At 68.9% G+C, this 14,655-nt stretch carries 14 protein-coding genes; 8 read left to right on the top strand and 6 right to left on the bottom strand.

Translation table 11 applies throughout. The annotated features are described in order from the left end of the window. Positions 1-266: 266 nt before the first annotated feature. Positions 267-1,346 carry a histidinol-phosphate transaminase gene (gene hisC / locus IE262_RS29035; RefSeq protein WP_134038055.1) on the bottom strand — a complete coding sequence of 360 codons (1,080 nt, stop codon included), beginning with the start codon at positions 1,344-1,346 and terminating at the stop codon, positions 267-269. 418 nt (positions 1,347-1,764) lie between these two features. Between hisC and IE262_RS29030 the strand changes: the two genes are divergently transcribed. From IE262_RS29030 to IE262_RS29020, 3 genes are all read left to right on the top strand, one after another. Then, complete coding sequence (locus tag IE262_RS29030) at positions 1,765-2,877, top strand: LacI family DNA-binding transcriptional regulator (RefSeq protein WP_134038058.1); 1,113 nt, start codon at positions 1,765-1,767, stop codon at positions 2,875-2,877. 221 nt (positions 2,878-3,098) lie between these two features. Next, positions 3,099-4,193 (top strand): metallophosphoesterase, encoded by a 1,095-nt coding sequence (locus tag IE262_RS29025; RefSeq protein ID WP_268249588.1) that lies wholly within the window; start codon positions 3,099-3,101, stop codon positions 4,191-4,193. 194 nt (positions 4,194-4,387) lie between these two features. Continuing rightward, entirely contained in the window at positions 4,388-5,260 is an 873-nt protein-coding gene (locus IE262_RS29020; protein WP_189877818.1) for a hypothetical protein, read from the top strand. 224 nt (positions 5,261-5,484) lie between these two features. Here IE262_RS29020 and thiC read toward each other — a convergent pair whose 3' ends face one another. Then, complete coding sequence (thiC, locus tag IE262_RS29015; protein WP_229877557.1) at positions 5,485-7,296, bottom strand: phosphomethylpyrimidine synthase ThiC; 1,812 nt, start codon at positions 7,294-7,296, stop codon at positions 5,485-5,487. A gap of 221 nt (positions 7,297-7,517) precedes the next feature. On the opposite strand from thiC, the gene IE262_RS29010 reads away from it, so the two are divergent. Next, positions 7,518-8,957: a YibE/F family protein gene (locus tag IE262_RS29010; RefSeq protein ID WP_189877816.1), complete on the top strand. Its 1,440-nt coding sequence runs from the start codon at positions 7,518-7,520 to the stop codon at positions 8,955-8,957. A 64-nt stretch (positions 8,958-9,021) separates the two neighbouring features. Here IE262_RS29010 and IE262_RS29005 read toward each other — a convergent pair whose 3' ends face one another. From IE262_RS29005 to IE262_RS28990, 4 genes are all read right to left on the bottom strand, one after another. Beyond that, complete coding sequence (locus IE262_RS29005; RefSeq protein WP_134038071.1) at positions 9,022-9,459, bottom strand: SsgA family sporulation/cell division regulator; 438 nt, start codon at positions 9,457-9,459, stop codon at positions 9,022-9,024. A 98-nt stretch (positions 9,460-9,557) separates the two neighbouring features. Further along, positions 9,558-10,355 (bottom strand): IclR family transcriptional regulator, encoded by a 798-nt coding sequence (locus IE262_RS29000; RefSeq protein WP_229877556.1) that lies wholly within the window; start codon positions 10,353-10,355, stop codon positions 9,558-9,560. A 392-nt stretch (positions 10,356-10,747) separates the two neighbouring features. After that, complete coding sequence (locus tag IE262_RS28995; RefSeq protein WP_134038074.1) at positions 10,748-10,960, bottom strand: DUF5326 family protein; 213 nt, start codon at positions 10,958-10,960, stop codon at positions 10,748-10,750. 164 nt (positions 10,961-11,124) lie between these two features. After that, the gene (locus IE262_RS28990) at positions 11,125-11,442 is read right to left on the bottom strand and encodes a cupin domain-containing protein (RefSeq protein ID WP_134038621.1); all 318 of its coding nucleotides are present in this window, start codon (positions 11,440-11,442) and stop codon (positions 11,125-11,127) included. Positions 11,443-11,503: 61 nt separating this feature from the next. Here IE262_RS28990 and IE262_RS28985 point away from each other — a divergent pair, with 61 nt between their 5' ends. The 4 genes from IE262_RS28985 (at position 11,504) to IE262_RS28970 (ending at position 14,652) form a co-directional block, all read left to right on the top strand. After that, positions 11,504-11,881 (top strand): phage holin family protein, encoded by a 378-nt coding sequence (locus tag IE262_RS28985; protein ID WP_134038076.1) that lies wholly within the window; start codon positions 11,504-11,506, stop codon positions 11,879-11,881. 10 nt (positions 11,882-11,891) lie between these two features. Further along, positions 11,892-12,383, top strand: coding sequence for a low molecular weight protein-tyrosine-phosphatase (locus IE262_RS28980; protein WP_189877814.1), 492 nt, complete (start codon positions 11,892-11,894; stop codon positions 12,381-12,383). Further along, the gene (locus tag IE262_RS28975; protein WP_189877812.1) at positions 12,380-13,516 is read left to right on the top strand and encodes a cystathionine gamma-lyase; all 1,137 of its coding nucleotides are present in this window, start codon (positions 12,380-12,382) and stop codon (positions 13,514-13,516) included. Before IE262_RS28980 ends, IE262_RS28975 begins: the two co-directional genes overlap by 4 nt. Before the next feature lie 230 nt (positions 13,517-13,746). After that, positions 13,747-14,652, top strand: coding sequence for a LysR family transcriptional regulator (locus tag IE262_RS28970; RefSeq protein ID WP_189877810.1), 906 nt, complete (start codon positions 13,747-13,749; stop codon positions 14,650-14,652). Positions 14,653-14,655: the final 3 nt, after the last annotated feature.

The raw sequence follows: 14,655 nt of genomic DNA, 5'->3' as shown, positions 1-14,655 counted from the left end.
GCGGCCCGCTCGCCCTCCCCACCCGGCCCGCGCCGGGCTCGCGGGGCAACAACCGTGTCCTCACCGGCCCGTGCGGTCTGCTGTGGCTCGCCGACGCGACCCGCATCTCCATGCGCCGTACAGGACGACGGCCCGATCCGTGTGGAACTCGTCACACCTTGACGGGCCTGACCATCCCGTGCCCAGCGGCACACCCCACGCCACCAGCGGACGCCGTCGCCCCGGCGACCCGACGCCCGTTGGAAGCACCCTCGCAACCGCCGCGGTTACAGGTCCTTGCGGAACGAGTCCGCCGCCTTCAGGAAGATGTCGTTCGCCTCGGGCTCGCCGATCGTCACGCGGACGCCCTCACCGGGGAACGGCCGGACGACGGCGCCGGCCTGCTCGCACGCCGCGGCGAACTCGACCGTGCGATCTCCCAGGCGCAGCCATACGAAGTTCGCCTGGGTCTCGGGCACCGTCCAGCCCTGCCCCCGCAGGCCCTCGGCGACACGCGTGCGCTCGCAGACCAGCGCACCGACGCGGCCGAGCAGTTCGTCCTCCGCGCGGAGCGAGGCGATGGCCGCCTCCTGGGCGAGCTGACTCACTCCGAACGGCACCGCCGTCTTGCGCAGGGCGGCCGCCACCGGCTCGTGGGCGATCGCGAAGCCCACCCGGAGCCCGGCGAGGCCGTACGCCTTGGAGAAGGTACGCAGCACGCAGACGTTCGGCCGCTCGCGGTAGAGCTCGACCCCGTCCGGAACGCCGGTGTCGCGGATGAACTCCCGGTACGCCTCGTCCAGCACGACAAGCACATCGCCCGGCACCCGGTCGAGGAAGCGCTCAAGCTCGGCCCGGCGGACCACCGTGCCCGTCGGGTTGTTGGGGTTGCACACGAAGATCAGCCGCGTCCGGTCGGTGATCGCGTCCGCCATCGCGTCCAGGTCGTGCACCTCGCCCGGCGTCAGCGGCACCTGCACGGACGTGGCCCCGCTGATCTGCGTGATGATCGGATACGCCTCGAAGGACCGCCAGGCGTAGATCACCTCGTCGCCGGGACCGGAGGTCGCCTGGAGCAGTTGCTGGGCCACACCGACCGAGCCCGTGCCCGTGGACAGGTGGGATACCGGCACTCCGAAACGGTCCGCCAGCTCGTTCATCAGGGCCGTGCACATCATGTCCGGGTACCGGTTGAAGGAACCGGCCGCCGCCGTCACGCTCTCCAGCACGCCGGGCAGCGGCGGGTAGGGGTTCTCGTTGGAGGACAGCTTGTACGCCACGGGGCCACCCGCCGCGGCAGGCTTGCCGGGCTTGTAGGTGGGGATTCCCTCCAGCTGGGCTCGCAGCTTGGGGCTCGTCTCGCTCACCGCAGTCCTCCTCGTCGACACCTAATGCTCCTCACTTTATGAGGATTCGGCGCCACTGCGAACGGCCTGTGGACCACCCCCTTTCCTCTCCGTCGCCCTCGTCTCCACCGGTCACGGACGTTCCGCAGTGATCACTGCACGAAGGCGTACAAAACGGGGGGCGCGCCGCTCTCAACCGCACGCGCCGGTGGCTCGCGCCGTAGCGCGCATCCCTCGTGAAGGTGAGTTGAGACCGCTTCAAAGGATGAGCTATTAGCCAGGCCCTTGCACGCCGACAAGTCACCTACTGATATTGGTTGAGTCAAGTCCCTTGTGTTCCAAGGTAATTGATGGAGATTGACCTTGCAGAAACGTACCTGTCAACGAGCGCATATGCGTCCGCACTACCCCACCGCATGAGCCCTACTATCGGCTCGCCATGACAGCAGCAGGTAAGCATCAGGTGAGCCGGGCAGACACTCCCCGCCGAGGCAGTCGGCCGGGCCGGGCGGGCATCAGAGACGTGGCCGCCGCGGCCGGGGTCTCCATCACGACCGTGTCCGACGCCCTCAACGGCAAGGGCCGGCTCCCGGACGCCACCCGACGCCATGTCCGTGAGGTCGCCGACCGGCTGGGCTACCGCCCGTCGGCCGCGGCCCGAACACTTCGTACGGGGAAGTCCGGGCTGATCGGCCTGACCGTGACCACGTACGGGGATGAACCTTTCACCTTCACCGAGTTCGCGTACTTCGCGGAAATGGCGCGGGCCGCCACCTCGGCCGCGCTCGCCCGGGGCTACGCCCTGGTCATCCTCCCCGCGACCTCGCGCCACGACGTGTGGTCGAACGTGGCCCTGGACGGCACCGTGGTCATCGACCCGTCCGACGAGGATCACGTGGTCGGCGAGCTGGTCCGCCAGGGATTACCGGTTGTCTCCGACGGCCGCCCGGCCGGCTCACTGCCGGTCACCGCGTGGGTCGACAACGACCACGAGGCCGCAGTCCTGGGCATCCTCGACCACCTGGCGGACGCCGGCGCCCGCCGGATCGGCCTCCTGACGGGCACCACGACGGACACGTACACCCGTCTGTCCACGACCGCGTACCTGCGCTGGTGCGAGCGAGTCGGCCAGGATCCGGTGTACGAGGCCTACCCGGCGCACGATCCGTGCGCCGGAGCGGTGGCCGCCGACCGGCTGCTGGCCCGGCCCGACCGCCCGGACGCCGTCTACGGTCTCTTCGACCCGAACGGCACCGATCTGCTGGCCGCGGCCCGGCGATACGGCCTGCGCGTCCCCGAGGACCTGCTGCTGGTCTGCTGCAGCGAGTCCACCGTGTACGCCAGCACCGAGCCACCCATCACCACGCTGTCCCTGAAACCGCGCCGGATCGGCACGGCGGTGGTCCAGCTGCTCATCGACGCCATCGAAGGAGTGAAGTCGGACCAGCCGGTCGAGCAGGTGATACCCACGGAGCTGATCGTGCGGACCTCTTCCGAGCGACGTTCGCCGCGCACGACGATCAGCCCGCCCCGGTCACCCGAGGAGAGGTGACCACCGAACGAGGATCCAGTGAGGGCCCTTCGGGGATCCGATGAGGAACTGGGCAGGGAGAGCCCCGCCCAATTCGGGAGAAAACCGTGGTGAACCGGGGTCCTGCGCCATTTCACCACCCCTGGGTCATCACATGGCGCGATCCGCGTTCCTATGATGGGCGCACGACACCGCGGGCCGCCACGACCAGGCAGTCCGATCAGGTGCAGATGCGGGCGATGGTGGTGGAGGGGTCGATGACTCAGGGGGCCGGTCAGGGACCCGAGGTGCGGACGCCGACGGTGCGCGATTTCCGCGTACCCGCGTACGTCCACGAGGCCGGTCCCTACGCGCACGGCACACACCCGGGCGAGGTGGTCCCACCCCGCGACGAGTCCGAGGACTACCCGGAGGGGTACACGCCCACCCAGCGCGATCTGCCCGTGATCAACCGGGGAGACACCGTTCTGGTCTCCGTCGTCCCCGAGGCCGCGGGGGCCGCCCAGCCCGAGACCGGGCAGGGTCCCCTCTACGTCGTCGGAGATGTGCACGGCTACCTCGACCAGCTCGTCGCCGCGCTCCAGGAGAAGGGTCTCCTCGACGCCGCGGGCAACTGGTCGGCGGGCACCGCACGGCTGTGGTTCCTGGGCGACTTCACCGACCGGGGCCCGGACGGCATCGGCGTCATCGATCTCGTGATGCGGCTGTCCGCCGAGGCGGCCGCGGCCGGCGGCTACTGCAAGGCCCTCATGGGCAACCACGAACTGCTGCTGCTCGGCGCGAAACGGTTCGGCGACACCCCCGTCAACTCCGGCGCGGGCACCGCCACCTTCCACGCCGCCTGGCTGCTCAACGGCGGCCAGAAGACCGACATGGACCGCCTCCAGGACCACCATCTGCAGTGGATGGCCCGGCTGGACGCCATGGAGCAGGTCGACGGCCACCTGCTGGTGCACTCCGACACCACCGCCTATCTCGACTACGGCGACTCCATCGAGGCGGTCAACGACACCGTCCGCGAGACCATCGCCCGCAACGACGCGGACGAGGTCTGGGACCTCTTCCGCAAGTTCACCAAGCGCTTCTCCTTCCGCGACGAGGGCGGTGCCGACGCCGTCCGGTCGCTCCTCGACGTCTACGGCGGCACCCGCATCGTCCACGGCCACAGCCCCATCCCGTACCTCCTGGGCGAGGTCGGCTCGGAGGACGGCGAGGACGAGTCGGGGCCCGTGGTCGATGGACCGCACATCTATGCGGACGGACTGGCCATCGCCATGGACGGCGGAGTGACCATGGCCGGAAAGCTGCTGGTCCAGCAACTGCCGCTGGATAGCTGAACGTTCTCTGGGCAGGCGTCCCCCCACGGAGCACCGTCGAAGAACTGTGCTGGCCAGGGGCCATTTTCTGGAAACCCCCTGTCACCGCGTACCTTCATCGCTCTACCATCGGCTTATCCGTAGCAGGCTCCCCTCCGTTTCTGCCCGACGGCTCGTCAGCATGCCGAGCCCCAAGCCCTACGGAGCATCGGGGGATGCACATGAACAGCGTTCCGCAGCACCTGCCGAGCGAGGACCGCCAGGATTTCGAGCGGCTCCTCGGCAAGGCGCTGCGCTCCGCACCACACCGCCCGGAACTCGCCGCCGTCGGTCGGCGGCTCAACCCGGAACAACTGCGCACCATGGCGCTCAACGCCACCGGGCTCATCACAGCTGCCGCGGCGACCGAATACGAGTACTACGTGAAGGTCCGCGAGGAACTGCGCCACCCGGCGCCGTCCACCCCGTCCTCCCGCGAAGGCACCTCCGGCTCGGCCGAGCCGGGCGGCGCCGCGGTGGGGCTCGCGACCACCAGGGGAGAGACCACCGAGACGGCCGGGGCGGGCGCCGGAGCAGTCGTCGCCGTCCTCGCTCCCGTCCTTGCCGGTACCGCCGCGGCGATCTTCCTGCTCGTGGGGTACGTCCTGAAGATGCTCGACCCCGAGCCGGGCATCGCCCAGACCCTCACCACGACCGGGTGGGTCTTCGGGGCGATCACGGCGGCCGCCATCCTCGTGGCCGCCGTCGGCCTCCTTCTCACCGCCCTGCGCAACGGCGCCACCTCGTTGGACGCCGGAGCCCAGCGTGAGTTGGACGACGAGGTGGCCCGGGCGAGGGAAGCCTGGCTGGAGGCCCTGCTGGAGCGCGGCATCCTGCCGTTCTTCCGCGAGGCCCTCACCGCCCCGGGCGCCGGCGCCATGAGCCCGACGGTCCCGTCCACCCCGCCCAGCCGCATCCCGACCCTCGGCTACAACCGCCCGGGCTTCAGCAGCCCCGAGGGCGGCCCCGGAGCGGGCCACCGCCCCCGCTTCTCCAGCCCGGACTTCACAAGCCCGGACTTCGGAGGTCCGGAGAACCAGCCGGAGTGACGCACCGGAGACCGCCCTGCCGGAGCCGCCTTACTCCGGCCTCGGCGGCCGCCCGGGAGCATCGCTCCGGCCGTGGGCGTCCTGCTGCGGTGCGGACAGCCGGGAGCGCGCACAGGAGCCGGTCGTACCTCCCTGATTCCGAACAGCCTGCCGCTGGCAAGCGGCCCGTGCTCTCGGACGGCCGTGAAGCCACCCGGAAGCACGGACCGTTCCCAGGCAGGGCTTCAGTCCGCGACCGGCAGATACACCCGGTTCCCACTCGCCGCGAACTCCTTCGACTTCTGAGCCATACCCGCCTCGACCTCGGCCTGGGATCCGCCGTGTTCGCGGCGGATGTCCTGGGAGATCTTCATCGAACAGAATTTCGGACCGCACATGGAGCAGAAGTGGGCCGTCTTGGCGGGCTCAGCGGGCAGCGTCTCGTCGTGGAACTCGCGGGCCGTGTCGGGGTCGAGGGCCAGGTTGAACTGGTCCTCCCAGCGGAACTCGAAGCGGGCGTCCGACAGCGCGTCGTCCCACTCCTGTGCGCCGGGGTGTCCCTTGGCGAGGTCCGCCGCATGGGCCGCGATCTTGTAGGTGATGACGCCCGTCTTGACGTCGTCACGATGGGGCAGGCCCAAGTGCTCCTTGGGCGTGACGTAGCAGAGCATCGCTGTGCCCCACCACGCGATCATCGCGGCACCTATGCCTGAGGTGATGTGGTCGTACGCCGGCGCGACGTCGGTGGTCAGCGGGCCGAGCGTATAGAACGGCGCTTCATCGCAGATCTCCTGCTGAAGGTCGATGTTCTCCTTGATCTTGTGCATCGGGACGTGCCCCGGGCCCTCGATCATGGTCTGTACGTGGAAACGCTTCGCGATCCGGTTGAGTTCCCCGAGCGTGCCGAGCTCCGCGAACTGCGCCTCGTCGTTGGCGTCCGCGATCGAACCGGGCCTCAGGCCGTCACCGAGCGAGTATGTGACGTCGTATGCGGCGAGGATCTCGCACAGTTCCTCGAAGTTCTCGTACAGGAACGATTCCTTGTGGTGCGCCAGGCACCACGCCGCCATGATCGAGCCGCCGCGCGAGACGATGCCGGTCTTGCGGTTGGCCGTCAGCGGTACATAGGGCAGGCGCACGCCCGCGTGGACCGTCATGTAGTCCACGCCCTGTTCGGCCTGCTCGATGACCGTGTCCTTGTAGATCTCCCAGGTCAGTTCCTCGGCCCTGCCGTCGACCTTCTCCAGCGCCTGGTAGAGCGGCACCGTGCCGATGGGGACAGGGGAGTTGCGCAGCACCCACTCACGCGTGGTGTGGATGTTGCGTCCCGTGGACAGGTCCATGACCGTGTCGGCGCCCCAACGGGTCGCCCAGGTCATCTTCTCGACCTCCTCCTCGATGGAGGAGGTGACCGCCGAGTTGCCGATGTTGGCATTGACCTTGACCAGGAACCGCTTACCGATGATCATCGGCTCGGTTTCGGGGTGGTTCACGTTCGCGGGCAGCACGGCCCGGCCCGCCGCGATCTCTTCGCGGACGACCTCGGGCAGGACGTTCTCCCGGACGGCCACGAACTCCATCTCGGGGGTGATCTCTCCGCGCCGCGCGTATGCGAGCTGCGTCACAGCCTTGCCCTCACGGCTCCGGCGCGGCTGCCTGGGCCGCCCCGGGAACACCGCGTCGAGGTTGCGCAGCCCACCACGCGGTGACGTGTGCTTGATCCCGTCGTCTTCGGGCCGGACGGGGCGGCCCGCGTACTCCTCGGTGTCTCCGCGAGCGAGGATCCAGTTCTCCCGGAGAGCGGGGAGCCCCCTGCGAACGTCGGTGTCGATGCCCGGATCGGTGTACGGACCTGATGTGTCGTACAGCGTGACCGACTGCCCGTTGGTGAGGTGCACCTGCCGGACCGGCACCCGCAAGTCGGGGCGTGATCCCTCGACGTACGCCTTGTGCCAGCCGATGGGCTTCCCCTCCCCCTGCGGCTTTTCGCCCTGAGATGCAGTGAACGCCCCGTTCATCTGGCTGGAGGCAGGTGTGTGTGCGTCCTTGTTGGTCATGAGACCGAACTCCCTACGCCGGCATTACCCGGTAACAGGTTCAGCGGTCGACGCAGCGATTTCCGCCCGGCGATGTTCCACGTGAAACATCGCTTGTGCGGAGGTCAGCGCCCTCTCAGCCCGGTGCTCCGAGCTCCCGCGTGTGCAAAGGTGCGTCTACGCTAACGTCAGATGTGGCGCGGTGAACAGTGGGCCTCCGCCGTTCTTGCGATGATCGGTCGGTGACCACGATGCGACAGCCCCCGCTCCCACCTTCGGAGCCCCCGCGCGGATCCAGCCCTGAACGCGGCCATGGACACGGCGCTGCGGGCGACCACGGTCCTGGTGGCGGGCAGGGGCAAGGCCACGGCCCGGGTTCCAGCGGGAGCCATGGGCACTCCCACAGTCACAGCCACGGCCCCGCCACCCCCGTCTCCCGGCACCTGCGCAAGGTCATCGCCGCCGTGCTGATCCCCTTCGCGACAGCGGTCGTCGTGGGCCTCGTGGTGCTCTGGCCCGGCGGCGCCCCACCGCACGAGCGCACCGGCGTGGGCTTCGACCGCCAGACCCACCAGGCCACGGTCACCAAGGTCGAGAAGGTGGACTGCAAGTCCGTGAACGCCTCAGGGACACCCCCGACCGGCGACACCTCGACCGCCGAGGGCTCATCCGCTCAGCAGCAGGCAAACGGCACCTGTACGAAGGCGACGATCACGGTCGACACCGGCAAGGACAAGGGCCGCACCTTCACAGAGATCGTCCAGCCCGACCAGTCACGGCAGTTGGAGCAGGGCCAGGAAGTCGTGGTCGCGTACGAGCCCTCGGCGCCCAAGGACCTGCAGTACTCGGTCACCGACGTGAACCGGAAGTTCCCGATGACGCTGCTCGCCGGGATCTTCGCGCTCGCCGTCGTGGCGGTGGGCCGCATGCGCGGCGTCATGGCGCTGGTCGCGCTCACCATCAGCTTCCTGGTGCTGACGTTCTTCATCCTTCCCGCCATCCTGCAGGGCTCGAATCCGCTGGTCGTGGCGGTGGTCGGAGCAAGCGCCATCATGCTGATCGCGCTCTACATGTGTCACGGTCTGTCCGCCCGCACCTCGGTGGCCGTGCTCGGCACCCTGGTCTCGCTGCTGCTGATCGGTGTGCTCGGTTCGCAGTTCATCGGCTGGGCCTCGCTGACCGGCAACACGGACGACAACACAGGCCTGATCCACGGCCTCTACCCGTCGATCGACATGAGCGGTCTGCTGCTCGCGGGCGTCATCATCGGTTCACTCGGTGTGCTCGACGACGTGACGGTGACCCAGACCTCGGCGGTCTGGGAGCTGCACGAGGCCAATCCGTCGATGGGCTGGCGCGGCCTGTACCGCGCCGGCATCCGCATTGGCCGCGACCACATCGCTTCGGTCGTCAACACGCTCGTCCTCGCCTACGCGGGGGCCGCGCTGCCCCTGCTGCTGCTCTTCTCGATCGCGCAGAGCAGCGTCGGCACGGTGGCCAACAGCGAACTGGTCGCCGAGGAGATCGTCCGTACGCTCGTCGGCTCGATCGGCCTCGTGGCCTCGGTCCCGGTGACCACTGCCCTGGCCGCGCTGGTGGTCTCGGCCGATCGCCCGAGTCCTCAGTCGGCGGCGGCCGCGGCACCGGCACGCGCGGGCAGGGGGCGCCGCCGTAAGCAGTGAGACCGGTGTACGGAGTCCTGGCAGCTGCACGCAGAAGCGTTACGGCACCCCCAAGGCACGCGGCTCAGCCCGCGCTCTGCTCCTCCGCGAGGATGCGGTCCAGAGCCTCATCGAGGTGTGTCTCGAAGTCGGCGAGGGAACGCTCCTGCCCCAGCGGCACCAGTTTGTCCGTACGGTCAAGGAAGGCCACGAGCGGCGCTGCTCCGGACCGGAACAACGCCTGGTCACAGCCCACCTGAAGCCGGATCAGTACCTCGCCGAGCGCCTCCGGATCGGCGGGCGCGATGTGCACGTCACCGTCGCCGCTCGGCCGCCCCACTCCGTCGACCAGCAGTTCCCGCCCGAAGGCCCAGGTAACCGGGGCGTCTCCGGGGAGATGAAAGGTCAGCCGCACGGCATAGGGATCACACGTCTCGTACCGCAGCTCCACCGGGATCCGGAAGGAGAGCTCATCCGAGACGAGAAAGCTCATCATGACCTCTGCCTGTACTGACTCGCGCATTCGCCTACCTCGTCAGTTGCCGTCGACGGGCCGGGAATCAGCCCTGACACTGCCCGCAGTTTGCTGAAAGTACACGGGAGATCACAAGGAGTGATTTTTCAGATGCTGATAGAGAGCGCGAGTGTCCCCAGCAGCCTTCCGATCTCGTCCTGCAACTGCCGTGCTGCGGGCAGCAGTCGATCGGACTGGTGGGAGGGCAGCGAAATGGCCATGGTCGCTGCGGTCGTTCCCAGCGTGAGGGGGAGGGCGGCACAGACCGTGCCCAGCGCGTACTCCTGTCGCTCGACGACCGGTTCCATCCGTCCGATCCGGTTGAGGCGCCATGACAGGGCCTGCTCGTCACGCACCGTGTACGGAGTGATCGCCTGCACGGGATAGCGGTCGAGGTGATCGCTCCGCGCCTCCTCACCGAGCTGCGACAGCAGGCACTGTCCGACGGCGTGCGCGTGCCCGGTCTCACGGAAGTCGGCCCACTCCTCGACCGCTGGATTTCCCGGGCTGTCGGCGACGCACATGACCTCGATCTCGCCCTCGCGGTAGACCGCGTAGTACACGGGAGCTCCGATGATGTCCCTCCAGTGCGCGAGGACGTCGCTCACCGTGCTGCGACGTTTCTGCTGTGCCCCGCTGCTGCTCAGCCGTTCGGCCGCCTCACCGAGGAAGAACAGCCCCTTGTCCCGGTGCAGATAGCCCTCGTGCGTCAACGTGCGCAGCAGGTGGTACGCCGTGGGCAGCGCGAGTCCGGCGTCCCGGGCGAGTTGCTTGGCAGGCGCCCCGTGCTGGCGTGCGGCCACGGCCTCCAGCAGCCGCATCGCGCGCTGCACCGAGCCGATGAGGGTGGTGGGATGTGCCTCCGCGGCCGGCGCCGGAGGCCGCTTCGGGGAGGGAACGCGCACCGCCGGGGCTGTCTCGATGCGGGACGAACGGGGCTCCGGCGATCGGACGGGCGGCTCCCCGGGTGATGTACGGGGCTGCACAGGGGGAGCCGGGGCCCTGGTGGGCGTCGCGGGCCGGATCTGCGGATCGGCGGGTACGGTGTCAGCCGTGGCCAAGGGTCACTCCCGAAGCACGAGGAGGGCCGCCCGTGCGAGGGAACACGGGAGGGATGTGCGCCGCCCGCGGGGTCGCCCCCGCAGCGAGCTCCGGACTTTAACGGTCCGTCATCCCCCGCGGACGGCCCCGCAGGGAAACTTCCCTCCCCCGAGCGAACCTCGGGTTCCTGTTGGTACCTCGACCGTTACCGGCGGCTCACCCGGTTCCGTGTCACTGCACGCCGCACGCTGACGACTCACCAGTCACTGCGCGACGACGAGCTCGCCATGAACTTCCGGACGACATAGATGAGCCCGCCCACCAGCGCGACGAAGACCAGCACCTTGAAGAGCAGGGCCACGACGAACTGCAGCACGCTCAGTATCAGGCCGCCGAACACGACCAGGGCGATGATCGGCACTGCGACCCACTTCACCCACCACGGCAATCCCGCCAAGATCTCCCGCATCGCCCTTGTCCTTACTTTGTCGCCCCCCGGTGCCCCGTGTTCGGGGCCTGCGTCGGGGTCCTGTGTTGTCCCGCCTTCGATGCTAGGGCGGAACCGGGTGGGTCCGGGGGCTTCGCGCCCCTTGTCCGTCCCTGATCGTTCCCCTAGGGAATCCCGGGGCCGCCTCAGCTCTCGGGCGGAGAGAACACCACCAGGACCCGAAGATCCTCGGTGATGTGATGGAACTTGTGGGCCACCCCGGCGGGCACGTACACCACGCTGCCACGCGCCACCTGCGTCGTCTCCGTACCGACCGTGAGCGAGGCCCGGCCGCTCACGACGAAGTAGACCTCGTCCTGCTTGTGCGGATTCTGTGGGTCCTGTTCGCCGGCATCAAGCGCGTACAGACCGACCGACATGTTCCGCTCACGCAGAAACTGCAGGTAGGCACCGTCGTTGGCGGCGCGCTCCGCCTCCAGTTCGTCCAGCCGGAATGCCTTCATCGCCCTTGTCCGCCCCTTGCCCCAGTGCTGCTGCCCGATCTCGTCTGCCACGATCAGACACATGAAGAATTTCGTAGTCAAGACGATCGCCAACGCAGGTGCCCTGGCGGTCGCCGTATGGGTCCTCGACAAGATCATTCTGACCGGTGACAGCACGGGCCAGAAAGTCGGGACACTCCTGCTCGTCGCACTTGTGTTCGGCTTGGTGAATGCCGTGGTCAAGCCCATAGTCAAGCTGCTGACCTTCCCCCTGTTCATCCTGACCCTCGGCTTGTTCACCCTGGTGATCAACGCACTGATGCTGTTGCTCACCTCATGGCTGGCCGACAAACTCGACCTGAGTTTCCATGTCGAGGGCTTCTGGACCGCGGTCCTGGGCGGCCTGATCATCTCGATCGTCTCCTGGGCCCTCCACGTCGTCCTGCCCGACAACGACTGAGAACCCCGTTATGACCTACTGTGTCTGTTTCGTCTGTACCGGCAACATCTGTCGTTCCCCGATGGCCGAGTCCGTCTTTCGCGCGCGCGTGGAGGATGCCGGGCTCGGCAGCGAGATCGAGGTCGACAGCGCGGGCACGGGCAGCTGGCACGAGGGCGACGGCGCCGATCCGCGCACCGTCTCCGTTCTTGAGGCGAACGGCTACGGGAGCGAGCACGTTGCCCGGCAGTTCCAGGTCTCCTGGTTCGCGCGCCTCGATCTCGTGATCGCCCTCGACTCCGGCCACTTGAGGGCCCTGCGCCGTCTCGCGCCCACTCCGGAGGACGCCGCGAAAGTCCGGCTGCTGCGCTCCTACGACCCCGCCGCGGGCGATGACCTCGACGTACCGGACCCGTACTACGGGGGCATGGACGGCTTCGAGGAGTGCCTTGAGATGCTGGAGGCGGCGAGCCCCGGCCTGCTCGCCGTCGTACGGGAGCATGTGGAAGGACAGGCGGCATGAGCGACTCGGCGGTCTTCGGCGACGGCACGCGTGCGGTACGGGCAGGGCTGCCCGAGCCCGTCAAGCACGAGCCCACCCTCCCGGGCCCGGTCTTCGCCGCCCACTACCACCTGCCGGGCGACCCCACGGGCCCCTACACCTACGGCCGCGACGAGAACCCCACCTGGACCCTCCTGGAGCGTGCCATAGGCGAGCTGGAGGCTCCGGGCCAGGACGACGCCGGGACGCTCGTCTTCTCCTCCGGCATGGCCGCCATCTCGGCCGTCCTCTTCTCCCAGCTCCGCGCCGGTGATGTCGCGGTACTGCCGAACGACGGCTATCAGGCACTGCCGCTGGTACGCGAGCAACTGGAGGCGTACGGCATCGAGGTACGTACCGCACCGACGGCCGGCGACGCGCAACTCGACGTTCTCGACGGCGCGAAGCTGCTGTGGATCGAGACGCCGTCGAACCCGGGCCTCGACGTGTGCGACATCCGGCGGCTCACCGAGGCAGCACACGCGCGTGGGTGCGTCGTCGCCGTCGACAACACCCTGGCGACCCCGCTCGGGCAGCGGCCGCTGGAACTGGGTGCCGACTTCGCCGTGGCCAGCGGCACCAAGCAACTCACCGGACACGGCGACCTCCTGCTGGGGTACGTGGTGAGCGGCGACGCGGGGCTGATGACGGCGGTACGACGCTGGCGCAAGATCGCCGGAGCGATCCCGGGGCCCATGGAGGCATGGCTCGCCCACCGCTCGCTGGCCACGCTGCATCTGCGCGCCGACCGACAGAGCGCCAACGCGTTGGCCGTCGCCGAAGCACTGAAAGGACGACCCGAGGTGTCCGGGCTGCGCCATCCGGGACTGCCCGACGATCCGGCCCACAAGGTCGCCTCGCAGCAGATGCGGCGCTACGGGTGTGTGGTGTCGTTCTCGCTGCCCACGCGCGCGCGTGCAGATCGTTTTCTCGACGCACTGTGCCTGGTGGACGACGCGACGAGCTTCGGCGGGGTACGGTCCACCGCCGAGCGGCGCGGCCGGTGGGGCGGGGACGCGGTTGCCGAGGGCTTCATCCGCTTCTCGGCGGGCGTGGAGGACAGCGACGACCTGGTGGCCGATGTGCTGCGCGCTCTTGACGAGTCAGCGCGCTGACGAGGCCGGCGCGCTGACGAGCCGGCGGTTACCGACTGGTACCCCGCTACGTGTGTCGGGCGGTCCGAACCTCCCCCCCTCGTGGCTCGGACCGCCCCCGGTTCTGCGCGCGAAGAACCGTGCCAACAAGGCTAGTTGACTCTGTGTCAGTGTCCAATCACAGTAGCGACAGGGGCCTATCGACTTATTTATAGTTGGGCGCTCCGGGGAGGGGAGGAGAGGGGAGCACCATGGACTTGGCCCTGCTGCGCACGTTCGTCGCCGTGCACCGGGCCGGCTCCTTCACCCGCGCCGCCGCGCTGCTCGGTCTCTCGCAGCCGGCCGTGACCTCGCAGATACGCACGCTGGAGCAGCAGCTGGGCCGCCCCCTGTTCCTGCGCCAGGCGCGCGGGGTGACCCCCACGACGATCGGCGACGAACTCGCCCACAAAGCGGCCCCCCATCTCGATGCCCTGGTCGAAATCGCCGAGACCGGGCTGGACGAGGACTCCTCCTTACGCACCCTGCACCTCGCCGGGCCACCGGAATTCACCGCCGAGCGCGCCCTGCCCGCCCTCACCGAGCTGACCGGGGAGCACGGGCAGGGCTTTGCGTTGCGGGCGTCGTTCGGAAATGCCGAGGAGACGCTGGAGGGGCTTGCCGCCGGACACCACGATCTGGCCATCACAACGGCGCGGCCGCGTGGCGCTCTGCTCACCGCGACTGCGCTCTGCGACGAGGAACACGTGCTGATCGCGGATCCGGGCTGGGCTTCCCATGTCAGTGCGGCCAAGCTGCGTCGCAAGGACGCTCACGCACTGGAGAACCTCCCGGTGGTCGAGGTGCACGAGTCGCTGCCCTTCGTCGCCCGCTACTGGGCCTCCGTCTTCGACTCCCGGCCCGCCGCTTCGGGCACCGTCATCGTGCCCGACCTCCGTGCGGTCCTCGCCTGCGCCGTCACCGGCGCGGGCCTGGCCGTACTGCCCCGCTATCTGTGCGCGTCCGCCCTGGAGCGCGGTGCCGTCGTGGCGCTCCTCGAACCGGCGGTGCCCCCGCTGCGCACGTACTTCCTGGCGGTGCGGACCGGCACACTGGCCATGCCGCACATCGCGCGGGCGCACGAGCGGCTGCTGCGGGCGGCCTCGGACTGGTCATAGCAC

It is taken from the genome of Streptomyces bluensis (assembly GCF_014650715.1).
In the GTDB taxonomy this organism is placed as follows: Bacteria; Actinomycetota; Actinomycetes; order Streptomycetales; family Streptomycetaceae; genus Streptomyces; species Streptomyces bluensis.
This window is presented reverse-complemented; position numbering and strand designations above follow the sequence as displayed.